Here is a 23,309-nt window from a genome sequence, read left to right as displayed (position 1 = left end):
GATTGCTGCGTGGCACTCTGTTGCGCAAGGTTCACACCAAGAGATAACAAAAGAAAGCCTTTGATCATTACAGCCAGAAGGGCGTTAAGTTTTGAAATTTACAAGTAATAACAGCGAGAAGGTGCGCCCTTTGTTAAAGATTAGGCATGGGCGGGACCTTTAGCCTTGATGTGCAATTGTGACAAATTGGTCAAATTGGCTCCGTGCTTTTTCTATGTAAGCATTGATCATGGCCAATTCATCAACGCTGAAAGCAACATCACCATATATGGTTGTTTTGCTGATTTCTGTCAGAATGCGCTCTTGTCCGAGTCCGATATCATCAAGCATCCGTGAAATTTTGGGTATGTTGGACTCAATACCCAAAAAGGGTGTTCTGGTCATTAGGGAAATGCACACTCCATGAAACCTGCCCGTAATATGCTGGCTCGATTTGGATATGGCATCGATATAATCGGCATGTTGTTTTTTATAATTCCCTTGCCCTGAAAGTCTATTTGCGATCAGGCGGGATATGGTGCTGGTGCTGACATTGATGCGTCTTTTCAGACCGGTTCTTCCCGGAATGATGCGGATTGGCGACGACATGATGGGAAGAAAATCGGTATTGTCGGCTTGAGACCATGCCATTAGCTGCTCCGTAATGTCATCGATAACGGAATCGCCGCATATTGTTCCTTGTCTATTGGCTGTTGGCTGCGGCGAAAAGGGTTTCAGGAGCGACAGGTCCGGCATCCATGGGACCTCTTTACCAATCAAACGCGATATGTCATTGGCGCTCTGGCTGTCTCGTGTAAAAATCGCTCTGAACTTCGTAAGATATGCCGCCCATTCAGGGGGATTGTTGTAATAAGAGCTATTGATTAGATAGGTCGGCCGGTTGGTCAGATTGACAATCTGGAGCAGCCTTTCACCATAATTGGATTCATCGTGAAGCGTGCCTTCGCCATTGATGATAATCAAATCAAATTCATTGAGAGTTCGTGATAAGTCACGGTTCTTCCAGAATTTACAGCGGGTCGGAAAGCGCTTTGTTACTGAAATATTGTTCCGGCTCAATCCGGATAGCAAATTATTGACGACCAAATTACAGCCATGGTGATTCTCGTCACTTGTGTCGTTGAATAGGCAAGCCTTCAGATGCATATAGTGACCCTTGTATCCCGTTTGGCTCGTTCTGTGATGACCGCTTCTTCAGCGCTGAAATTATGCGGTGTTGTGGTTGCTGTGTGGTCGCCGCTGGTTGAGTTCGATTTGAAAAAATCAAAGCCATAGAGGGTGAGCATTTCGCAGTCTGATTCAATAGCGAGATGGAACATCATGAAGCCGGTCGATGGTCGGGCTAGCCCGGAACCAACACATATGCTGCGATATTCCTCTGCTGTGAGCAGGTGAGAGGAAAACTGTCTTTGGACCATCCAGAACGGCAAATATTTGCGATTTTGTGAAAACCAAAGTGCTCGTGAGGCGTTTCTTTGTTGAATCATCTCCAGATCGACATGCTGGCTAAGTGCAAACCAGTCTGTTTTTGTTCCATGGCTATCCGCCGCTTTTAAAACAGCGCGATTGCACCGAATGACGATGTCATGGCTATCAATCTGGCTGCCATATTTTTGCAGGGTCAGGGATTGGGCATTTCCCACCAGTGCGACTTTTTTCCCTTTTAGTGTTTGCAATGCATCAGCTGCGTTTGGCAGTGGGCTGATAGCCAATGACAACCGGGCCCATAACGCTTGGATTTTACTCGGCCTTGGTCGCCTGCGTGGGGGGATGGGGATCCTGTCGATCAGTTCGGTATGAGGTCGATTGCGGTTGCCAATGTCGGGAGGACTGGAGTTTTGATGGTTCATTGCCATTTCTTTTCATTGAGCAGAGCCGTTGCAAACGGTAGACGCGGGATGGCGTTCAGATTGCCGCCGATTCCACAATTGAATATTTGTCGGCCTTCAGCTGAAAAACGCTGATGGAGAATGCCAAACTCAGCATCAGTGTGGGCAATTGAGCTGCGTTTGTTTTTTGTCTCTTCATGAGCCTCAAGTGTTCGGTCTTTTTCACTCATCTCATAGGCATATTCATTGCCTTGCTGGTAGGTGAGATCACAGCCAATCACGTAGATCGTTTGAAAACCGAGATAGAAGCAGATTTGGGCTGCAAAGGACAAGACACTGGAATCATTTCCTATTCCCAGACGCATATCAGGTTGAAAGCCACGCTTCAGAATGCCGCCGTTGCGATAGGGTACCCAGGTTTTTTTATAAGTCAGATCGGAATTGGCAGAGGGATGTTGCTTCAAGAAACGCTTGCGATAAAAGCCATGGCCTATTTCATAATCGTTCCATGATTTGTAATTTTGGCCAAAGCAATCAATGTCGGAGACAATATGAAACGGGATAGGTCTGCCTTTGAATAATCTAATTCCGTTGTTCACGGCAACAAAGGGCAGTTCGGCTTTAGACAAGGCGTCGAGAGGTAGCAGATTCAAGGACGGTGCATTGCCTACAAGGAAGACGGACTTTCCGCTGTAGAGATTCTGCAGCTGGCTTGTTTTTGTGCTGGGCTGAATATCCAGCTGCATAGCGACTTGCTCGACCAAATTTCGAATGTCTCTAAAAGTCATGTTGCTATCAAGCCGCCAGCGTTAGATGTTTTTTGTTCATTGCTTTCACATAGATTTCATCTATCTGGGCGGCTTTCTTCTTGATGTCGAACAAGCTGCATGCGCGTTGTCGGCCAACCATTCCCAATCTGGTAATCTCATCTTTCTGACTGATCAGTTTCTGCAATGCGTCGGTGATCGACTGAATGGAAGTCGGAGTGATCGCTATGCCTATGTCGCCGGCTATTTCGCGGATTCCCCCCCTCATGGACGTGACCAATGCGGCACCACTGGCTAGACTTTCAAGGGCTGTACGCCCGAAAGGCTCATTGAAAATGGAGGGAACAATAGAGACCGAAGAGGCGTCAAATTCCTGCATGACTTGCCCGTGGGATAGGTCAAATTTGAGAGAAGCTTGTTCGGGATTAATGTTAGAAAATGCCTGTTGTATTGCGGCCAGATAGCTTTCGCTCATCCCAAGAGTGCTGAGTACGAAACTGGCTTTCCAGTCCCGATTTTGGTTCACAATGTTTGCTACTGCCTGGATCGCTTCAAGGGCGCCCTTTTCAGGCACAGCGCGCCCGGCAAACAAGATTTTTTGGGTTTTGGACAAGAATGGCTGCCGTTGGCTCACGTCTATTCCGTTATGGACAACATGCGTTTTTTCGCTAAGAGTTGGTTTTCGTTGCAAAAGTATGTTTCTGGAATATTCACTTACAAAGATCGTTTCGTCTATAAATCCGAAATCCATGGTTTCCCGGATGGATTTTATGAATGAGATGTTTTGCGCGGGATTGTTGTGTTTGTGCAGCACAAACGCTTTGTTTTGAAAGTGACTTTTGAGCTTTCTGGCGGTCGGCACATGTTGCTGTACAACGATCACATCCGGATCATATAGCTTCAGTTCCCTGACCAATTGATTGAAGCTGATGCCTTCGCCATGCTTGTGGATTGGCTGAAAAGCCAAGCCTTCAAATGGTGTGTCGATCTCTGCTCCGAAAATTTTGGTATCGGTTTTGAAACGAGAGTTAGAAACGAATTCCTTCACGCACAAATCGATCGCCGTCGCATATTGGGGACCAAAAAACATGTGGCGCGGGAGAATAATAGCAATCTTCATCGGAACCGTGCTCCATCTTTCCTTGCAAATCCAAAGTGGTTGGACAAGAGATAGACAGAGAAATTGCAGCCAGTATGTGCAAAGTGTGTAGGAAATGTGCGGTTAGCATGGCATGGAAAAGGCCACGCAATGTCCTAGGACACAGACAGAACCACGCCATAGGAAAGAACCGAAGGAATAGTTAGGAGAATTTGGTCTTCATTGATGCAAACTGATAATGCCTGCCTCCCAGCCATAAGAGACTGGTGGTGCCGAATTTATGAGTCTGTTGAGCTGCAACGAAGATCTCAAAACTCCTCGGGTTTGGTCTGTTAACGCAGTGTGTATGGCTGGAGGCCCTTCTTCATGGTTCAAACATGCCGCTCTTAGGCGGCGACGCAAAGCTAGAACTCTTGTCCAAGGTGGCATATGTATGAATTTTTTAAATGTGATACTGACATCCAACCGGATAGCAACCATATAGGAGATTACGTTGCTTTTAGGTGTTAGGTGAAAATATGAATTTATTCAAAAATTTATTACAAATAGATCTGTGTTCCTGACTGTTGTTATCTATCAAAGCCTGTTTTATCTCATCTTCTGAAAGACTATCTTTCCTCTGATTTAGTAGTGCCTCAAAAAATGAGTAATTAAATTCAGGATGACCTTGAACCGTTAAAACCTGATTTTGATATTTTGTGATATAATGTGGGCAGAAATCACTTCCGGCAACAATGTCAAAATTTTTGGCTGGCTTGATTACTTGATCTTGATGGATGGCGAGTAACGCCATGGTTTGTCCAACTTTCATTTCACCGAGATCTTGCTTAAAGAAGACATCATAAGTACCCAGTCCCCAACCACGCGCGGATTTTTCAACTTTTCCTCCAAGGGCATGATTGATCAGTTGATGGCCAAAACAGATCCCGATTAGCCTTTTGCGTGCATGAAACGCGTCGCGCACAAACCAAGCAAGCTCGTCAATCCACTCCAAACCGTCGTTTACACCAAAAGGGCTGCCGCCAATAATGTAAACATCACATCGGTCAACCGTATCGGGCAGCTGATGATTTTGGTACATATTCCATTCTAGGGGCCGCTCGTGTAAATTCAGAGCCAATGCTTTCTGCAAACAATCGGAATAGCTGCCGAATTCTTCTAATAAGTTAGTCGGCACGTCGCCGCACAATATAATACCTATTTTCATAGCAGTTTTCACAAGATCATCGTTGAAGAAGGCCTGCCTAAGCAGACCTTCAAAGGGGAGGGGTATTAGAATATATATTGGAAAAGGACGCCGCCAAGAATTGCCGTGGTCAATACCAGAGCAACAAAAGCAATGACTGCTTTTGGTTTTAGCACGGAAGAAACCAATGCAATTTCCGGCAGGCTTGCACCCGTGCCGCCAATGATGAGTGCCATTGCAGGGCCCAAGCCCATGCCTTTTACAATCAAAATATTGAGCAGAGGAATTGCCATTTCAATTCTCAGGTAAAGAGGCACCCCGATAACCGCCGCAATCACGATTGATAGCATGTTGTCGCCGCCAACATATTTCTCCACCAATTCCGATGGTAAATAAGCTGCTGAAAGGCCACTAATCAGTGCCCCTATTAGTACATAGGGTATGATTTTTTTGAATAGGGCGAGGGCAAAGCGAAGGGCATTTTGCGTCTTTGTCGGCTCAGCCATAGTCACTGAAGAGGTGTCGGGACAACCACACCCTGTGTTGACGTTTGCGGTTGTTGGTTCTGTGCAACAAGATACCGCAACGGGCTGTGCTGAACAGGAGGTTGGGGCTGGTGCAGAACAGCTCGGAGCATTTTTTTTCTCTAGTTCTTCTCCGCGTTTAATTTCGTTCCGCCAAGGCGTTTTTGTTATCAGCCAGCCACCAAATATTGCCGCGCTAAAGGTCAGCGCCAGATAGGTAGCTGTGATTTTAAAGCCAAATGTTGCATAGACCATGGCCAGCACAATGAAATTACAAAGGGGTGCTGACAGCAAGAAACTCAGCACGGTGCCTAGAGAAACGCCCATTGTCGCCATGCCCATAGATACAGGGACAACCGACGCGCTGCAGAATGGGGTTAACATGCCAAATAGAGCGCCAAACAGGGGTCCCCACTTTTCATGTTTGGTCAGCTTCTTTTGCAATTTGTCTTGCGGAATATACTCGCGCATAAATCCGGTAAGGATTGAAACGACAGCAATCACAATGACTAATGCGCCACCCACATGGATGAATTCATCCAGTGCAATTGTCAGTTTTTCCATAACAACGAAATCACCTTAATGTTGTGTATTAGTAGGGTCTTATTTTAGATCATGATGCGCATCCTATATACAAGTATGCACAAACGTGCAAGTGTGTAATTATTCAATAAAACATGATATTGCCAGTTTTGACAGCAAGCGGGAATTTGGAGGAACACAAAATGGTAAAGGCAGTTTTGGGCAACCTAAGCAAGTGGTGCGCATACAGTCACATGTTTAAGATATTTTCGATTTTGGTTCATGGAGGGGATATTTCCGACCAAACCCGGACTGGCAGGAACATTGCGCTCCTTGGATTTTTTTGCCCATTTTTTTGGTTCGCCCTTTTCTCCGGGGCTAGCGGGGTTGAATTGGCTTTTCATGCCACTCATTCTGGTATCGTATTCTTGGTTGGTATGGTTATAGTGGTGACCAGTCTACGAAAACGGAAACCGCGCTAAATGGACGAACAATTTCTTGACGCTTTAAAGGCTCTGGCCGAACCTCACCGCTTAAAACTGTGCTGGTTACTCATTCATGTCGACCAAAAAATTACTGTTGCCGAGGCCATGGATGTGACCGGTGAGACGCAATATAACGTCTCTCGCAACTTGAAAATGCTCTATAAAGCTGGGTTGCTGGCGCAGGAAAAACGTGGGAAATGGGTTTATTATACACTCAATCAACAAACAGAGCCTCATTGGAAGTCGTTGGTTCTTTCCGTGCGCCAATTGCCACCGGACGACTTTGGTGACGTATCCAAACGCTGCCAAATTCGTTTGGATATGAGAGTGGATAATGAATGTGTCGTTGGGCCGAATAGTGAAGAGTGGGTGAGCCGAGTTGAGTGATGGATCCTGCGTCCGGTAAATCTGATGGCAAGTGCGCAACTTGCAATGCGCCTTGTTTTCAAATCTGTTTTTTTGCCCTCCTTTGTTGTGAAATAGGGCGGGCAATGGAAATGATTTGAGAACAAGAGTAACTCCATAAGATGGAGTATTTGTGCGAGGCTTTTGCTTGCGACAAAAATCGATTATTATTATATAAAATTATTTAATCGATTATGGTTCGGCGTGTGGGCTGCTGATGATAGTATCTGAGATACAAAAAGATATGCTAAAATTCAGCGATATCTGATGGTTATGGACGAGATGAAGCTGTCGTAGCCCTTTGAAACTCTAAAAATTCAGCTTTCTATTGAATATAATTCTTGAAATTTTCGATATTTTCGATATTTTGATGGAATGAGCGCAAATACATTTTCCCGAACAGTCAATATGCCTACGGCCGGTCGATCGGCAACGCAGAATGCTTATATGGCGCTGTGGCGGATGATTGTCACCGGTGAGCTGAAGCCTGCCGAGCAACTGAAAATCGAGGTGCTTCGCGCCAAACTTGACACTGGTGCCTCTCCCATACGGGAGGCGCTGAGTTTATTGACTTCCGATCAGCTGGTTGAACGGCTTGATCAGAGGGGATTTCGTACCGCCAGTGCCAGCCGAGAGAATTTCGAGGAAATTTTGGGGTTGCGATGCTCGTTGGAGGATATGGCTCTGCGGAAAAGCATCGAACACCGCGATGAAAACTGGGAAGAACAATTGGTTCTCAGCCATCACAGGATGGTGCGTGAATCGCGCGACGACATTGATGCTTTTGAAGATCGGCACAAGGCATTTCATCTGGCTTTGCTGGCCAATTGTGGGTCACCTATCCTTTTGAAATTTTGCAGTCAGCTCTATGACTTGAATATTCGCTATCGTTATTTAGCTGGACGCTCGCTTAATTATCAAAGGCGTGATGTGGCAAGTGAGCATGATGGCATTCTTCAGGCCGCAATCGATGGCGACATTGATTTGGCGTCAGAGCGGCTTGTTAATCATTATCAGCAGACGGGTGCTTTTTTGACAGGGCTTTTGGCCGGGGCATCTAGGCAGCCTGAGTAATCGTCACTCTCTCTTTATATTTAAAGCAGCCGGCAATAGCGATATTGTCGGCTTTGTTGTTTTAGGCTTGGCCTGTCTTGGTGACGTCTGTCTGATAAGTGTCGCGCAAGGTGGGGGGGTGTTTTAATTCAGACAACTCTTTGCTTCGGCTCGAGGTCGTGCAAACAAAGTGCCTGGTTGGTCACTCAGGATCGCGGTGCCCGTCAACGAAATCTTCAATCAAGCTTGATGGTTTTGGTCGACAGGCCCACCGATAGGGACAGCGACCCTTCATTTATCAACCACTTCCGAATGGAATAGTGTCTGGCGTTCGACACATGCATCGGATCACTCTGAGCGAGTTGGTTGGCATGCAACAGCGACGTGGCGCGATAGACAATCATACCTTCGCCTTGCATCTGATCGCCTGTCTCATCGGACAAAGGTCCGGCAAAGGCCAGTAAGCCTGCTTCTTCCAGCTGGCGTTGATAGGCCAAGTGATCGGCCAAATTGGCCTTTACAGCTTGGGGATCATCGCCGGGTATGGAGCGCACGACATATAGCTCCAGTGCGAGGGCGCCGCGTTCTCTTGCTGCATTTCGATAATCATTCCATAGCATCTATAAATACCTCCTATTTTGATGATATCATAAAATAATCGATAATTATTGACAATAGTAAAAATTCCCGCCAATATCGACCAACAAAGACAGGATGGATAGAATGAAATTATTAGTTGGTCACATTGACGGAAAATCTGCGGTCTATGCTGTAAAGGGAGAGGCCGCCAAAAATCTCACCCGATTGATGCCTGAAGTGGGTGGAGATCTGATGCAGTTGATTGCCAATCCTGCTTTGCTTGCGGGCCTCTCATTTGACGGGATTGCGGGCGAAGAAATTGCCGTGAGCCAAATTACGCCGGCATTGCCAGTTGCAAATCCAGGCAAAATTATTTGTCTCGGCCTTAACTATATCGATCACATCAAAGAGGGAGGGTATGAGGTTCCTGACTATCCTGCTCTGTTTATGCGTTCGTTGGATTCATTGATGCCTGCCGGTGCCCCTATGGTGCGTCCTAGCTGTTCGGAAAAACTGGATTATGAAGTCGAGCTGATGCTCATTGTCGGTAAGGGCGGGCGTCATATTGCCGAACAAGAAGCGTTGGGTCATGTCTTTGGTTATACGGTTTTTAATGATGGCTCGGTGCGAGATTATCAACGCAAGACGCATCAATGGACACCGGGAAAGAATTTTGATCAGACAGGTGCGGTGGGGCCTTTTGTGGTCACTCCCGATGAATTGCCTGAAGGGGCGACGGGTCTGAAGATCGAAAGTCGTGTGGGAGATGAAATCCTGCAAAGCGCCAGTACCTCAGATATGATGTGGTCTGTGGCGCGCACAATCTCGACTATTTCTGAATATACCACATTGCGCGCGGGTGATTTGATTGCGATGGGCACACCTCCCGGTGTTGGCCATGCCAAAAAGCCACCGCGTTGGCTGCGCCCCGGTGAGGTTGTTGAGGCTGAAGTCGAAGGCATCGGCATTTGCTACAGCCCAGTTGTGGATGAGAAGGATCTCTCAACTGATGGGAGAGCATCATGACGGGATTGGCAGGCAGCGAACTTGAGCATGCCCGAGCACAAGCCCAACAGCTGGTGCGTGATCTCAGAGAGCGTAAAGCATCGTTGGATCAGGCGTCTTTGGATGTGATCTTGACCGATGCTCGGTCGCATTATGCTTGGCAGAAACGTCCTGTTTCTGATGACCTTCTGCATAAGATATATGACATCACGGCCAGTGGTCCTACCAGCATGAATTCTTGCCCAGCACGTTTTGTGTTTGTTACATCACGTGAAGGAAAGGAGCGGTTGGCTAAGTCGCTTAAGGATAAGAATGTCGACAAGATGATGGCGGCTCCGGTTACCGCGATTATTGCCCATGATTTGGAATTCTGGCGGGAACTGCCGTTCCTGTTTCCGCACGAGGATCGCAGACCGCATTTTGAAGGCAAGCCTGAGCATTCTGAAGTGACCGCGTTTCGCAATGGAACCTTACAAGGCGCTTATTTCATGATCGCGGCACGAGCGGTTGGGCTTGATGTTGGCGCTATGTCTGGATTTTCAAACGAGATCGTCGATAAAGCATTTTTTGCCGGAACGACATTGAAGTCGAACTTCCTGTGCAATCTTGGTTATGCCGATGAAAGTGCATTGTTCCAGAAGTTGCCACGCTTTGCGTTCGATCAGGCCTGTTCGTATGCCTGAGACTTAAGGCTCGTGGCAAAGGGAAGTCTCTTGCAAGAGAATAGAGAATAGACATCGCGCTAGGTTGGAGGACCGATAGTGCGGTGTCCGGAGGAGTTAAAAAAGTAATCCAGCTCACAAAGCTTATTGAAGGCAGTTAGATAATTTTGGGTCTGGCTTGGGTTTGGTGAGGGAAAAAGAAAATGGAGGAGGACAATATGCGTAATTTTTCAAAAGGTTTGGCCGTTTTTGCGGTCGCAGCAAGCCTATTTTCGGGCACGGCACTGGCAACAGAAACAATCAAGACAGTCGTCATCGATGGATATCCGGCGCGAGCGCTTTGGGTGAAAGAGTTTACGGGCTTCTTTATTCCCGAAGTTGATAAAAGACTGGCAGCAACCGGCAATTACAAAATGGAGTGGCAGGAGAGCTATGGCGGCTCAATCGTTAAGCCCAAAGGTGTTTTGGAAGGGATCAAATTTGGTCTGGGTGATATTGGTATCGTCACCACGATCTTCCATTCTTCCAAATTGCCCAGTCAGGCTTTGGCGGCGGTAACGCCATTTGTCACCACAGACGCACGCGCAGTTGCTAAGGCGATTGATGAAATTGCCCGCGAGTTCCCTGCCATGCAAAATGAATTCGCCAAACAGAACCAGGTCTATCTGGCGACCGGTGTTGTTCTTGATACCTATCAGGTTTTTTCAAGCAAGGAAGTTGCCTCGCCATCTGACCTCAAAGGCTCAAAGATCGCCGGCGCTGGAATGAACTTGCGCTATCTTGAAGGTCTCGAGGACGCGGCGGGCGTGCGTGGTGGTCTCACTGATTTTTATAGCATGCTGCAAACCGGTCTGGTGGACCAAGCCCTGCTGTGGCCGGAAGCTGCTAAAACCTTCAAAATTGCTGAAGTCGCCCCTTACATGCTGCAGGCCGACCTCGGTGCGGTTAACTCCAAAACAGTGACTGCCAATGCTGACTATTGGAAAAAACTTCCAGATGAAGTGAAGACTGTTTTGAAGGATGTGTCTATTCTTTATCGCGATCATTTGTCTGGTCTGGCAATGGAACGGGCGCAGGCCAGTCGTGAAGCCTATGTCGCCGCTGGTGGTAAAATCGTCGAAGTGGGCGAAGAAGACCGTAAAGCTTGGGCTATGGCCATGCCAAATGTTGCTGCTGAATGGGCCTCGACCCTTAATAAAAATGGCGAAGCTGGCGATGATATGTTGCGCGCCTATTTGGACAAGCTGAAAGCAGCAGGATACTCCGGTGTTCGCGATTGGGCTTCTGGCAACTGAGTTTGAAGGTTGAAGCAAATGCAGAAAACCTTTGAAACTTTGGTGGCAACGCTCACTGGAATGGCAAATCAAGTTGCCATCATCGCCAATGTCATCGGAACGCTCATCGTTTTGATCCTGGTGTTGATCGTTAATTTTGATGTTGTGGCGCGGGGCGTCTTCAATGCCCCGTTTCTTGGCGCTGTCGAGATCGTCCAGTTTTCAATGGTCATGATCGTTTTTATGCAATTGCCAGACGTGGCGCGGGTCAATCGCTTGACCCGCTCCGATGGATTTCTGGTTGTGCTGAGTAAGCGATACCCGAACCTGGCTGCTGGTGTCAGGCATGTGATTGACTGCGTGTCAGCTGTCTTTATGTGTTTGATTGCTATCGCCATTTGGCCCGAATTCCACGATATGTGGCAATCAAATGATTATTTTGGTGTGCCCGGAGTCTTCACCGCGCCTTGGTGGCCGATCAAACTGGTTATTTTCCTCAGTGCATGCCTCTGTACCGTAATTTTCATATTGAAGGTCTTGTCGCCAGCGGTCCAGCCGGAATTGATCAAAGCTCCCGAACATGAGGATGTGAAATGAGTCCTATTGATATTGGCCTGATATCAGTCGTAGCCATTGTGGCTTTGATTTATTTAGGCGTTTACATCCCTATTGCCTTGGGGGTTGTCAGTTTCGTTTCGATCTGGCTCATGCGTGACAATTATGATCTAGCGATAAATCTGATAAAGATCGCGGTCAGTGACAGCGTGATGGAATATACTTTTGCAACCGTGCCGCTCTTTACCTTCATGGGGCTGATTGTCTCCAAGGCAGGTCTAGGACATGATGTGTATGAGGTGATGAGTTCGGGATTTCGGCGCGTCAAAGGTGGTATTGGCATGGCAACAGTCGGTGCCAATGCCGTGTTTGCTGCTGTGACCGGGTCCTCGATCGCGTCTGCATCGGTTTTTTCAAAAGTTTCCGTCCCGCAAATGATGCATTACGGTTATAACCCGCGCTTTGCCGTAGGTGTGGTCGCCGGCTCCTCTGTACTCGGCATGATCATCCCACCGTCGGCGATGTTGATCATTTATTCGTTTGTTGCGGAGCAATCCGTCGGTGATATGTTTTTGGCTGGGGTCGTTCCAGGATTGTTGCTGGCTGCTGCCTATATCTGTGCGATCTGGTTTATGGGCCGGTTCACTCCCAACTTTGTTGGTGGGCGTCCCTCGACCGACTATGAAATGCTTCCTTGGAGAGACATTCTCTCAAAACTCGGGCCAACGGCAGGTTTGATCGCGGTGGTTCTGGGGGGGATTTATACCGGTTGGTTGACACCTGTGGAGGCCGGTGCAACAGGGGCTCTTGTTGCCTTGGGTATCGCTTTTGTGCGCCGGAGCATGACATTGCGGACGTTTTGGGAAGCTTTGCTGGAAACCGGGCATATCACTGCGGCCATTCTGTTTCTCATTACTGCTGCTTCCATCTACTCGCGTATGCTGGGTTTGGCAGGTCTGCCAAACGAACTGGGTGAGATGCTCCGCTCGTCAGAGGCCAGCTTCTTCCAGATTATGTTCATCTATGTGTTGCTGATGTTGTTTCTGGGTACGCTGTTGGATACCTCGTCTATCATTCTTATCGTCGTGCCGCTCTTTCTGCCCCTGATCGAGCCGATGGGCCTGTCGCTGGTCTGGTTCGGAATCGTGACTGTGGTCGGCGCAGAAATTGGTCTGTTAACGCCGCCCCTTGGTATTTCATGTTTCGTCATCAAAGCCACGCTCAATGATGACCGAATCCAGCTCAAAGATGTGTTTCTGGGTGCTCTGCCTTTCGCCGGGGTGATGCTTTTCATTCAAATCTTGCTCATTGCTTTTCCAAGCCTGAGCCTTGCTATCTTAAATTAGGAATTCGCTATGCGCACAGTAACAAAAGACAATATCACAGAGATATTCTCTGCCTATTTTGGTCCTGAAACTGATCCGCGTGTTCGCGAGCTTATGCTGGGATTGGCCCAACATATTCACGATTTCGCGCGAGAAACTTCCCTTACGCATGATGAGTGGCGCAAGGGTCTGGAATTTCTTGAATGGGCGGGTAGAATTACCACGCCGGAACGCAATGAATTTGTCTTGCTGTCCGATGTGTTGGGCCTTTCCTCCCTCGTTGATATGATGCATTCAGCGCCAGACTCTACCTCATCTTCTGTTCTGGGGCCGTTCCACGTTTCCAATCCGCCAGAGCTGGCTTTGGGTGGGGATTTGAAAGGCGACTTCGAAGGCGAGGTCTTGTTGGTTAATGGCACCATTCGCGGTGTTGATGGAGACCCCATTCCCGGTGCAAAGCTGGACATTTGGCAAACCGCACCCAATGGCTTGTATTCCAGTCAGGATCCAGATCAGGACATCCATTCTTTTCATGGTTTGATGACTGCCGATGAAAATGGCCGCTATACTTTCACCACGGTCCGGCCCGTCAGTTACACCGTACCTGACGATGGGCCTGTCGGGGAGATCCTGAGGGCGGCAGGCCGTCACCCTTGGCGTCCATCGCATCTGCACTATATTGCCTCTGCGGAGGGTTATAAAACATTGGTTACAGAAGTTTTTCCCGATGATGATCCCTATCTTAATGAAGATACGGTTTTCGGGGTGCGTGATGATCTGGTGATGACCTATGTGCCACAAGAAGCGGGGACGTTTCCTCAAGGATATGAATTGTCCGGAACCGTCAAGGATGCCTATTCCCGTGTGGATTTCGACCTTATTCTATCCCACGCTTAAATAGCAGGCCCTGATATGCACACGATCAGGGCATTTTGCTTGCCACGGCAGGAAACAAACCATGTGTTACTGATAAGGGTAACCAATGTATGGTTCCAGTGGCTGAAACTTTGGTTGAAGCTCGATATCTATTTCTGATGGTGCCATTATGGGTATGGGTATGGGTATGGGTTTGCTGGTAATCGCATTTCCTGATGATCGAGTTTCTGCTGTTTCTAAAGGTGGAAACCTTTCAATTTCATCCTTTTGACAATGATCATATTACAGCGATGCAAGCATCGGCGGCGATGGATATATGACAGTTTTTCGACATTCTTGGTTAAAATGTCAGTTGTGCGGTTTAATCGTGTGCTTTCTCGGCACCAAAGGCCCGTTTTGATTGAAATTTCTACTTATGGCTGATATTGAGATGGGGTCTGAAGGTAGGGGACACTCTGAAGACAAAACCAGCAAGAAGGGCTCAGGTGGCACAAAAGCCTGAGCTCTTCACTGTTGAGCTGGTGAATTCCATTCCTTGCAAGGCCATCATGCCAGTGTTTTTTGAATCTGGTAGCGTTTGAGTGTTGTTTCACCCAGCATGCGGTTCAAGTGATCGTCTATTTTTTGAAGGCCATTTCGCACTCTATCAAGCTTTTGGTTTCTTGATGAAACTCATGGCCTATTTCTGTCGCGTGCTTGATTAGGATTTCAAGGCATTTATCCAAGTCTGCTTCAACAAGTGAAGTACACAACGCTCTCCCTTTGTAAGGGAGGTTCGACTGGTCCGAGGAGTTTGTGGGGGCAGTGGGCTGGGTCAACGTCTTATCCTTCTGGTTGTATTTTTATTATACTCTATTCTTGAAGGTGCGTGGGATTTTTCTGAGCCTTTTGCTGTGGGCGTAGGGTTTTGTTTGTCGTTGATGTGGAAATGTGTGACCGCGTAACGTCACTGCCATATCCCGACTGCGCGTCTTCGTTGTGATTGGAGCGGCGGCATACAGACGCTGCCGCCTTCATCATCACTGAAGCTTTCTGTGGCCCATGCGGGCAAAATGATTCAACCAACATCTGCTGTTGCTACTCTGTCGTCTGAGGTTACTTGGCGTTTTCGGCCTATAGAAACAGAAATCAGATCTGCACAGTCTGGAGATTTAGGCTCAAGCCTGTTGCTTGTTCCGGTTTTTAAACTCCAAGGATGATTGATCTGTTGCTGGCAATCAGCATCGCGGTATTAGTTTAGGTGATGATCTCCCATTTGACCGTGCCAGCTGAATTGGGGTTGGATTGGTTGATCCGTCCTATCAGGCGGTCTTGTGGATCCAAGCTCACCAACACGTGCCCTCCGGCGCGACCTGAGACGACCAATATGTCTTCAAGCTTACCTTGAGACTGGCGGCTCAAGATGATGGTGGGGGCATTGCCCTGATGCTCTTCTTCCTCGAACTGTTTCATTTCGACGTGCATCACCATGGTTTTGTTGACCCATTTCAAGTCTAACAAGACCACTTCCTTGTGGTGCCAATTGAGATCGGCGGTGCCTCCAAATGCCATATTTATCCTCCCAGGATTGGTTGCAAAGTGTTTTAAGAAGCTAACTCGGTAATAGAATGCTGTCGAGGATTTTTTGTCCCATCAACATGAAGGTGTTCGTCAGACCCAATGGGCCTGACGAGATTATTTAGGGCTGTTAGCCAATCACGATTTGTGCAAGCAGATAGCCGACAACCGAACCGGTGATCACAGCAATCAATCCAACTGTCATGAAGGAATGGTTGAAGTAGAATTTGCCGATTTTGGTGGTGCCGGTGACATCAAAGTTCACGGTCGCGATGTCTGATGGATAGTTGGGGATGAAGAAATATCCGTATACAGCAGGCATTAAACCGATCAGGAGAGCCGGTTCCAAGCCGATGGCCAGGCCGACAGGTAACATCATGCGTGCCGTGGCAGCTTGAGAGTTCACAACCACAGAGACGACGAACAGCGCCAGAGCAAAGCTCCATGGATATAGTTCTACCATTTCAATGATGCCGGATTTGAACTGTGGCATTGCAAATTTGAAATAGGTATCAGACATCCAAGCAATACCAAAAATCGCAATGGCGGCGACCATGCCGGATTTAAAGACCACTCCGTCTGGCACGCTGCGTGGATTGGTTTTGGTAACTAGCAAGATGATGCCGCCAAAGCAGAGCATCATCATCTGAATGACAACGGACATAGAGATGGCTTTGTCCGTGCCTGCGATGGTTCTGACTTCGGGCACCATTGCGATAAAGACGATGGTGGCGATGGCAAGAATGAACAGCAGCACGGAATTGCGTGCCTTGGAAGGCAAGACTTCATCCAATGAGGTTGCCGTCGTGGATTCGATTTTGGCACGCCATTCGGGATCTTTCAGACGCTCTTGATAGGCGGGGTCATCGGCCAGTTCTTTGCCGCGACGCATGCTGTAAAGAGCCATCAATAGTGTACCGCACAAGGTGGCGGGGACGGTAACCATCAAAATGGAAAATAGCGTGATGTTTGGATTGATTTCGGATAATTGCGCCAGATAGAAGACCACTGCTGCAGAGAGGGGGGACGCGGTGATGCCCACTTGGGAAGCAACCGATGCTGCAGCCATAGGGCGCTCTGGACGAATGCCATTTTTCAGAGCGACGTCGCCAATGATCGGCATAATGGAATAGACAGCATGGCCCGTACCGAGCATGAATGTCATTGCGTAGGTTACAAAGGGCGCGATGAGAGTGACGCGCTTGGGATTGGCCCGCAACAGTCGCTCTGCGACTTGCAGCATGTATTTAAGACCGCCCGCAGCTTCCAATATAGACGCACAGGTGACGACGGCCAAAATAATCAGCATCACGGTGACGGGAGGGGAGGTCGGAGGCATTTGGAATATAAACACCTCAACGACGAGGCCAATGCCTGAAACAACTCCAAGTCCTATGCCGCCATATCGAGAGCCGATATATAGCATAACCAGAAGGAATAAGAATTCCAGATACAACATCTTACAGTCTCCTTGCGCAATCTGCGCTACGCCTCTGATTTTACCAGAGATCTCTGTGCTTTCCGTATTGGCTTTTACGGAGTGCTTGCCCAACAGTGGTAATGCGACTTGTTTTGAAGATATCGTTATTTATGCGCATTGTTTGATGATGCCTTGTCTAAGGTAGATAAGTGGTTTGCCATATGAGGCAGATCAACTCACCGCACCGTTCATGAGGTTTATCCCCGCAAGTGGATGCATAGCTCCTATGAAGTTTATCAAGAGATGTGATTCTGCTTTTCAGCGTCGGGCACCACACCGTTGATGTTCATAAATGTGCAAATTGGGTTGGATTATCCAAGATTGTCGTGTCAGGTGTGTGTATGCTTGTCAGATGCTGCGGATTCATCTGCTCTTCTTGCCGATTTTGCGCTGAAGTCATGAAATTGCTGGATTGGGGTGAATTGCCAGTTGACAATGCTCGATAGGGATCGTAGTTTCCGCTCGAATTTACGCGCGCTCTGGCGCGCTTTTTGTTTCGTTATAATGGCCGAGGCTTGGGACAATGAAAATCAAGAATTCGCTGAAAGCACTTGCCAAGCGTCACCGTGACAACCGCATGGTTCGCCGCAAGGGTCGTGTTTACATCATCAACAAAAAGAACCCTCGCTTTAAAGCTCGTCAGGGCTGATTAAGCGTTAGGCAACTCTTTGTTGGCTAAACATAAAAAACGCGCATGAGCGATTGTCTCATGCGCGTTTTTTATTGTCTGCTGTTTGATCGCAGTCACCGGATGAAGCGCATGTAAGATGGCAGCTTATGACAGGGCAAAGAAAAGGGCCGGTAAACCGGCCCTTTTCTGATTCTTACCGTTGGTTGGCTTGCTGGTGCGATTAGATGCCGCCAAGGCCGTCGCTGCCAACAAAGGCAATGCGCAGCATGTTGGTGGCGCCCGGTGTGCCCAGTGGGACACCAGCGGTGATGATCACACGCTGGCCGGGTTTGGCAAAGCCTTCCTGATAGGATTTGCTACAAGCGCGGTCGACCATTTGATCCAAAGTGCCCGCATCTTCGGAAACGATGCAATGCAACCCCCATACAAGAGACAGACGACGCGCTGTGGCGATGATCGGGCTCATCGTGATGATCGGTGTCTGTGGCCGTTCGCGTGCCGCACGAAGACCGGTGGTGCCTGAGGATGTGTAGCAAACGATATTGGCCAGATTCAACGTTTCAGCGATCTGGCGCGTTGCTGCGGAAATGGCATCAGCGGCAGTCGCTTCAGGTGCTGCTCGCTGAGCATACATGATGTTGCCATAGTAGGGATCGCATTCAACTTCTTGCGCTACACGGTCCATCATGGCGACGGCTTCTTGGGGGAAATCGCCTGCTGCCGATTCTGCAGACAGCATAACAGCATCTGCGCCTTCGAACACGGCGGTTGCGACGTCTGACACTTCTGCCCGAGTCGGCATTGGTGATGTGATCATCGATTCCAGCATCTGGGTAGCAACAACCACGGGCTTGCCGGCCTGACGAGCGGCGCGAGTGATTTGTTTCTGGGCACCAGGAACCTTTTCCAACGGCATTTCGACGCCCAAGTCGCCACGTGCAACCATGATGGCATCTGAAAGCTCAATAATCTCTTTGAGGCATTCAACAGCCTGTGGTTTTTCGATTTTAGACAAGATGCCTGTGCGCCCACGGGACAGCTTGCGCACTTCGGCAACGTCTTCGGGGCGCTGCACAAAGGACAAAGCAAGCCAATCGACTTCTGCTTCAACGGCTGCATCGAGATCGGATCGATCTTTTGGTGTCAACGCGGAGAAGGAAAGGGTCGAGTCCGGGAAGCTGATACCCTTACGGTCAGAAATGTCTCCGCCGGTGACAACCTCTGTGTGGATGGCGTCTGCAGCAACGCTGATTGTTCTGAGGCGTACCTTGCCATCATCGAGAAGCAGGATGTCGCCTTCTTTTACAGAACCGAAAATTTCGGGGTGTGGTAGCTGTACGCGGCTAATGGTACCTGGTTCATCGGAGCTATCCAAAGTGAAACGCGCGCCATTGATCAGCTTAACCTTGGTGTCGGCAAAGCGGCCTAGACGGAGTTTGGGGCCTTGCAGGTCGGCAAGAATGCCGATCGGGCGGCCTACTTCTTTTTCTACGGCGCGAATCTTTTTCACATAGTCGCGCAACATATCATGGCTGGAATGGCTCATATTGATGCGGAAAACATCGGCGCCAGCTAGAAATAGACCTTTGATCTGCTCTTGCTCTGATGAAGCCGGGCCCAATGTGGCCAGGATTTTCACTTTCCGGTTACGTCTTACAGTCACAACAGTTTTCCTATTCTTGATCGGTCAATTGAACCGTATAATCCTGTTTTCCGGCGGTGTCGATTTCGAAAAAGCCGGTTCTCTCAAATCCGCGTGCGACACATTCTTGTGTTCCCTTGATCTGGAATTGCAGATCTTGCGTGCACAAAAATGTTTCGCCATTCCACTGCCCACCTTTGTCATAGTCAATGGCGTGGATAAAGTAGCGATTTTTTACAAGAATACCTTTGAGGACAGTCTCGCATTTCTTTTGTTCTAGGTTCCACCAGCCTTCGCTGATCCATTCGCCCTTCAGTTCATAACCGATAGCAAGACCAATGGTGCTGCCTGTCTTGTTGCAGACACGCAAGTCAGCTAATGCGGGAACGCCGCTGAAAGCAAGAAATAAACCTGCGATGGTAAGTGCCTTGGCCGATGTTTGACCGAAGTGCAGGGTGGTGGTTCGTATTTTGTGTTTCCAAACAAACATAGGGCTCGATATCGTCTTTCAGAGTGCTGGGAAGCCGCCCTTTGTTTCGCGTTTCGTGCCCATAATGTCAATGACAGAATTCGACATTAGTCGAACTGGGTGTCGAAAATTACACGTTTTGAAGGCGTCTGTTGTGATTTTCAATCGATAGATGCGGTTCTGAAGCGTTTATTCGATTTGGCATGAACGAAGACTGCATTGGATCTGCTATTGGGTCTGGTTGCATAGAAATGTTGTTTTAATTGGCCGTGCGAGCATTTTAGCAAAACAGATGAACAGCTGTGTGAAGGTGATTTTGACACAATAGTAGGGCATAATCATGGTCTAACATCTTATGACTTTGGTCTAATTCTACAGAATTGTTGCATAGCCATGATTGTGTCAATTGGGGCGGTGAAAGTTTTAATTCTTTCTTGTTCCCAGCTGGAGACTGGCTATGATGTGCGCCTGCCCAAAACGGTGCATCATTCTATAGTGACGATTGTAGGGACCCTATGAACGAAGACCACAAAACGGCTCTTGAAGCTGCCGCGTTTCGTCGGTTGGTGGAGCATTTGCGTGAGCGCAAGGATGTTCAGAACATCGATATGATGAATCTTGCTGGTTTTTGCCGCAATTGTCTGTCTCGTTGGTATATGGAGGCGGCTCAAGAATCGGGCCTTAAAATGAGCAAAGAAGATGCGCGCGAAATCATTTATGGCATGCCATATGATGAATGGAAGAAAGCGCATCAGTCCGAGGCCTCAAATGAGCAGCTGCAGGCTTTTAAAGGCAGTCACAATCATGATTGATCCGTTGGTATGTTGTCTTTGTCGGTGTGCCTTTGGGAGATGTTAAGATTGTTGCAAGACTAATTTGGTTAGAGAGAGGTTAATTGTTGGTCCTTGTGCCAGCCGTTGTGTGGCATGGGCCCATTAACCGAAATTTGGAGTAAGAAATGTCAAATCCAGGTGGTGTTGCCGCTGATCAGCTTCGTGCGATTATCGAGCGGATTGAGCGTCTAGAAGAAGAGAAAAAAGCGATCGCAGACGACGTTAAAGACGTTTATGCGGAAGCCAAAGGCAACGGCTATGATGTGAAAGTGATCCGTCAAGTCGTGCGTTTGAGAAAACAGGACAGCAATGAGCGCGAAGAAATGGAAGCGCTGCTGGATCTGTATCTGCATGCATTGGGCATGGCGCCCAGCGCTGAGTAATAAAGAATAAACCTGCCGACAATTGGCAGTATATTATTATGAATCAAAAGCCCCGCTGTTTAGCGGGGCTTTTTGCGTCTACAGGCGATGTTGGGTCGCAAGCATGTGTAGATATAAGATTGGATCTTGCTATGTTTAAATTAATCGCATAAAGATATCTTTATATCTTTGAGGTGATGAATGTTGACGCTTGATGAAATGGTTGGATTGTTGAAGGCGAGTGGAGAGCCGACGCGTATGCGTTTGCTGTCGTTGTTGGCTGAAGGGGATTTGTCGGTCAAGGATTTGACGGCCATTCTGCATCAAAGCCAACCGCGGATTTCCCGCCATCTCAAATTGCTCTATGAAGCCGGGCTGGTCGAGCGTTTGCCGGAAGGGGCATGGGTCTATTATTGCCTCACAAGAGATGAAGCAAAAGGCGATCTGATTGCAGCGGCCTTGCGCCATGTCGACCAACAAGATGTCATGATCCGGCGCGATAGAGAACGGTTGGAGCAGATTCGTACCGCCAGTGCACAGCAAGCCGCTGATTATTTCCAACAGAATGCTGAACGCTGGGACGAGTTGCGTGCCTTACATGTTCCCGAAAGTGCTGTTGAGCAGGCGATTGTAGCCAGCTTGGGGGATAAGCCCATCGATCAATTGCTCGATCTGGGCACGGGCACGGGCAGTATTCTATCACTTTTGGCGCATCAATGCCGTTATGGTCTTGGTTTGGATGCGAACCGCTCGATGCTGGCAATTGCCCGTTCGCGTCTTGATGGTCCCAACCATGGTCACTTGCATGTGCAGCAGGGCAATATTCTCGATTTAGCATCGCTTGATCGCCAGTTCGATTTGGTGACATTGCATCAGGTTCTACACTATCTTGATGATCCTTCGGCAGCACTGGAAGAGGCGAGCAATGTCATTGCTCCGGGCGGGCGCATTCTGGTTGTGGACTTTGCCCCCCATTCACATGAATTTTTGCGAAAGGACCATGCGCACAGGCGATTGGGATTCTCCCACGATGCCATGCGCCGCTGGATGGCTGAAGCAGGCTTCAAACTGACCATCGCAAAGGATCTGGAACAAGAACGCCGATTGGTTGAGATGAGCGATACACCTTTGACCGTGACAGTCTGGGTGGCGACCAAGATGGCTGGCAGCGAGCCGATATGAATTCGGGAATTTTCTGACGGGGGCTTTGAGCTCTTGGTCATCGCAATTATCAAGCCTTGCCTCCCCAAGGCCGACAAACAATGAGTATCGAATTATGAACCACAATGCAGAGCGCAGCGGACGACGCAGCCAGACAGCCGAAAAACTGAATATCTCTTTTGAGTTTTTTCCGCCCAAGACACCTAAAATGGAAGAAAATCTTTGGGCCTGTGTCAAAAGGCTTGCGCCTCTTTGTCCCGATTTTGTTTCGGTGACCTATGGTGCGGGTGGCTCGACCCGCGAGCGGACCCATGCCACAGTTGAACGCATTATAACCGAAACCCATGTTCCTGCTGCTGCGCATTTGACGTGTGTTGGCGCGACCAAAGCCGAGGTGAACGAGGTTGTCGAGTCTTATGCCGCTTGCGGAGTGAAGCATATTGTTGCTCTGCGGGGAGACCCCGCCGACGGGGTGGGCAGTAAATATGTGCCTCACGCGGACGGGTATGTGAATGCGGCTGATCTGGTGGCTGGCATCCGCGATATTGGTGGATTTGAGGTCTCTGTGTCGGCCTATCCTGAAAAACATCCGGAAAGTCCCGATTTTGCTACCGATATCGAAATGTTGCGCCAAAAAGTCGACGCCGGTGCGACCCGGGCGATTACGCAGTTTTTCTTTGATAACGATTTGTATGAAGCTTATGTGGAGCGCGCCCGTCGGGCAGGGATTTTCATTCCCATTGTACCGGGTATTCTGCCTATTCACAATTTTGTCCAGATGGCAAATTTTGCCGGACGGACAGGCGCTAGTGTGCCGCAATGGTTGGCCAACCGGTTTGAGGGATTGGACAATGATCCTGAGACCCATCGTCTGGTCGCTGCGGCGATTGCTGCTGAACAGGTGAATGATTTGCATGAGCGGGGGGTGGATGATTTCCATTTCTACACCATGAACCGCGCCAACCTGTCCTATGCCATTTGTCATCTTCTGGGTATGCGTCCGGTTGCTGTCTAACCCATTGTTGAAA

General features: G+C 48.6%; 24 protein-coding genes. 13 read left to right on the top strand and 11 right to left on the bottom strand.

Going from position 1 to position 23,309, the window contains the following annotated elements; all coding sequences use genetic code 11:
• Window positions 1-159: 159 nt before the first annotated feature.
• From C0081_RS01790 to C0081_RS01765, 6 genes are all read right to left on the bottom strand, one after another.
• A complete protein-coding gene (locus tag C0081_RS01790) occupies window positions 160-1,146 on the bottom strand; it encodes a polysaccharide pyruvyl transferase family protein (protein ID WP_101532075.1) in 987 nt (328 codons plus the stop codon).
• On the bottom strand, window positions 1,137-1,850 hold the full coding sequence (locus tag C0081_RS01785) for a glycosyltransferase family 29 protein (RefSeq protein ID WP_180966708.1): 714 nt from the start codon (window positions 1,848-1,850) through the stop codon (window positions 1,137-1,139). Before C0081_RS01785 ends, C0081_RS01790 begins: the two co-directional genes overlap by 10 nt.
• Complete coding sequence (locus tag C0081_RS01780; protein WP_146006382.1) at window positions 1,847-2,617, bottom strand: hypothetical protein; 771 nt, start codon at window positions 2,615-2,617, stop codon at window positions 1,847-1,849. Before C0081_RS01780 ends, C0081_RS01785 begins: the two co-directional genes overlap by 4 nt.
• 7 nt (window positions 2,618-2,624) lie before the next feature.
• Window positions 2,625-3,716 carry a glycosyltransferase family 4 protein gene (locus C0081_RS01775; protein ID WP_101532072.1) on the bottom strand — a complete coding sequence of 364 codons (1,092 nt, stop codon included), beginning with the start codon at window positions 3,714-3,716 and terminating at the stop codon, window positions 2,625-2,627.
• Window positions 3,717-4,194: 478 nt separating this feature from the next.
• Entirely contained in the window at window positions 4,195-4,902 is a 708-nt protein-coding gene (locus C0081_RS01770; RefSeq protein WP_101532071.1) for a type 1 glutamine amidotransferase, read from the bottom strand.
• Window positions 4,903-4,967: 65 nt separating this feature from the next.
• The gene (locus C0081_RS01765) at window positions 4,968-5,969 is read right to left on the bottom strand and encodes a permease (protein ID WP_101532070.1); all 1,002 of its coding nucleotides are present in this window, start codon (window positions 5,967-5,969) and stop codon (window positions 4,968-4,970) included.
• A 440-nt stretch (window positions 5,970-6,409) separates the two neighbouring features.
• Here C0081_RS01765 and C0081_RS01755 point away from each other — a divergent pair, with 440 nt between their 5' ends.
• A complete protein-coding gene (locus C0081_RS01755) occupies window positions 6,410-6,799 on the top strand; it encodes an ArsR/SmtB family transcription factor (protein ID WP_101532068.1) in 390 nt (129 codons plus the stop codon).
• Between the two features lie 393 nt (window positions 6,800-7,192).
• Window positions 7,193-7,891, top strand: a complete 699-nt coding sequence (locus C0081_RS01750) for a GntR family transcriptional regulator (RefSeq protein WP_210200356.1) — start codon at window positions 7,193-7,195, stop codon at window positions 7,889-7,891.
• Window positions 7,892-8,106: 215 nt separating this feature from the next.
• Here C0081_RS01750 and C0081_RS01745 read toward each other — a convergent pair whose 3' ends face one another.
• Window positions 8,107-8,490 (bottom strand): YciI family protein, encoded by a 384-nt coding sequence (locus tag C0081_RS01745; RefSeq protein ID WP_101532067.1) that lies wholly within the window; start codon window positions 8,488-8,490, stop codon window positions 8,107-8,109.
• 103 nt (window positions 8,491-8,593) lie between these two features.
• Here C0081_RS01745 and C0081_RS01740 point away from each other — a divergent pair, with 103 nt between their 5' ends.
• The 6 genes from C0081_RS01740 to C0081_RS01715 all read left to right on the top strand — a co-directional run bounded on the left by C0081_RS01740 (window position 8,594) and on the right by C0081_RS01715 (window position 14,167).
• A complete protein-coding gene (locus tag C0081_RS01740; RefSeq protein ID WP_101532066.1) occupies window positions 8,594-9,475 on the top strand; it encodes a fumarylacetoacetate hydrolase family protein in 882 nt (293 codons plus the stop codon).
• Entirely contained in the window at window positions 9,472-10,137 is a 666-nt protein-coding gene (locus C0081_RS01735) for a malonic semialdehyde reductase (protein ID WP_101532065.1), read from the top strand. Before C0081_RS01740 ends, C0081_RS01735 begins: the two co-directional genes overlap by 4 nt.
• Before the next feature lie 197 nt (window positions 10,138-10,334).
• A complete protein-coding gene (locus C0081_RS01730; protein WP_101532346.1) occupies window positions 10,335-11,411 on the top strand; it encodes a C4-dicarboxylate TRAP transporter substrate-binding protein in 1,077 nt (358 codons plus the stop codon).
• 18 nt (window positions 11,412-11,429) lie between these two features.
• Window positions 11,430-11,987 (top strand): TRAP transporter small permease subunit, encoded by a 558-nt coding sequence (locus tag C0081_RS01725; RefSeq protein WP_101532064.1) that lies wholly within the window; start codon window positions 11,430-11,432, stop codon window positions 11,985-11,987.
• On the top strand, window positions 11,984-13,291 hold the full coding sequence (locus C0081_RS01720; protein WP_101532063.1) for a TRAP transporter large permease: 1,308 nt from the start codon (window positions 11,984-11,986) through the stop codon (window positions 13,289-13,291). Before C0081_RS01725 ends, C0081_RS01720 begins: the two co-directional genes overlap by 4 nt.
• A 9-nt stretch (window positions 13,292-13,300) precedes the next feature.
• A complete protein-coding gene (locus tag C0081_RS01715) occupies window positions 13,301-14,167 on the top strand; it encodes a dioxygenase family protein (RefSeq protein ID WP_101532062.1) in 867 nt (288 codons plus the stop codon).
• 1,215 nt (window positions 14,168-15,382) lie between these two features.
• On the opposite strand, the gene C0081_RS01705 is transcribed toward C0081_RS01715, so the two are convergent.
• Window positions 15,383-15,697: a hypothetical protein gene (locus tag C0081_RS01705; protein WP_101532060.1), complete on the bottom strand. Its 315-nt coding sequence runs from the start codon at window positions 15,695-15,697 to the stop codon at window positions 15,383-15,385.
• 136 nt (window positions 15,698-15,833) lie between these two features.
• A complete protein-coding gene (locus C0081_RS01700) occupies window positions 15,834-17,162 on the bottom strand; it encodes an anaerobic C4-dicarboxylate transporter (RefSeq protein WP_101532059.1) in 1,329 nt (442 codons plus the stop codon).
• A gap of 544 nt (window positions 17,163-17,706) precedes the next feature.
• Between C0081_RS01700 and ykgO the strand changes: the two genes are divergently transcribed.
• Window positions 17,707-17,832: a type B 50S ribosomal protein L36 gene (gene ykgO, locus C0081_RS01695; protein ID WP_097153051.1), complete on the top strand. Its 126-nt coding sequence runs from the start codon at window positions 17,707-17,709 to the stop codon at window positions 17,830-17,832.
• Between the two features lie 202 nt (window positions 17,833-18,034).
• On the opposite strand, the gene pyk is transcribed toward ykgO, so the two are convergent.
• Both pyk and C0081_RS01685 read right to left on the bottom strand, forming a co-directional pair.
• Window positions 18,035-19,477 carry a pyruvate kinase gene (gene pyk, locus C0081_RS01690; protein WP_101532058.1) on the bottom strand — a complete coding sequence of 481 codons (1,443 nt, stop codon included), beginning with the start codon at window positions 19,475-19,477 and terminating at the stop codon, window positions 18,035-18,037.
• 10 nt (window positions 19,478-19,487) lie between these two features.
• On the bottom strand, window positions 19,488-19,946 hold the full coding sequence (locus C0081_RS01685; RefSeq protein ID WP_101532057.1) for a DUF1036 domain-containing protein: 459 nt from the start codon (window positions 19,944-19,946) through the stop codon (window positions 19,488-19,490).
• Between the two features lie 494 nt (window positions 19,947-20,440).
• On the opposite strand from C0081_RS01685, the gene C0081_RS01680 reads away from it, so the two are divergent.
• The 4 genes from C0081_RS01680 to metF all read left to right on the top strand — a co-directional run bounded on the left by C0081_RS01680 (window position 20,441) and on the right by metF (window position 23,296).
• Entirely contained in the window at window positions 20,441-20,737 is a 297-nt protein-coding gene (locus tag C0081_RS01680; protein ID WP_101532056.1) for a DUF1244 domain-containing protein, read from the top strand.
• A gap of 146 nt (window positions 20,738-20,883) precedes the next feature.
• Complete coding sequence (locus C0081_RS01675) at window positions 20,884-21,141, top strand: DUF2312 domain-containing protein (protein ID WP_101532055.1); 258 nt, start codon at window positions 20,884-20,886, stop codon at window positions 21,139-21,141.
• Between the two features lie 180 nt (window positions 21,142-21,321).
• The gene (locus C0081_RS01670) at window positions 21,322-22,302 is read left to right on the top strand and encodes an ArsR/SmtB family transcription factor (RefSeq protein WP_101532054.1); all 981 of its coding nucleotides are present in this window, start codon (window positions 21,322-21,324) and stop codon (window positions 22,300-22,302) included.
• Between the two features lie 94 nt (window positions 22,303-22,396).
• Window positions 22,397-23,296 (top strand): methylenetetrahydrofolate reductase [NAD(P)H], encoded by a 900-nt coding sequence (gene metF, locus C0081_RS01665; protein WP_101532053.1) that lies wholly within the window; start codon window positions 22,397-22,399, stop codon window positions 23,294-23,296.
• The last annotated feature ends 13 nt before the right edge of the window (window positions 23,297-23,309 follow it).

Source organism: Cohaesibacter celericrescens (assembly GCF_002866925.1).
Taxonomy (GTDB): domain Bacteria; phylum Pseudomonadota; class Alphaproteobacteria; order Rhizobiales; family Cohaesibacteraceae; genus Cohaesibacter; species Cohaesibacter celericrescens.
The sequence above is the reverse complement of the archived record's forward strand: the minus strand, read 5'-3'. Positions and strand labels throughout refer to the sequence as shown.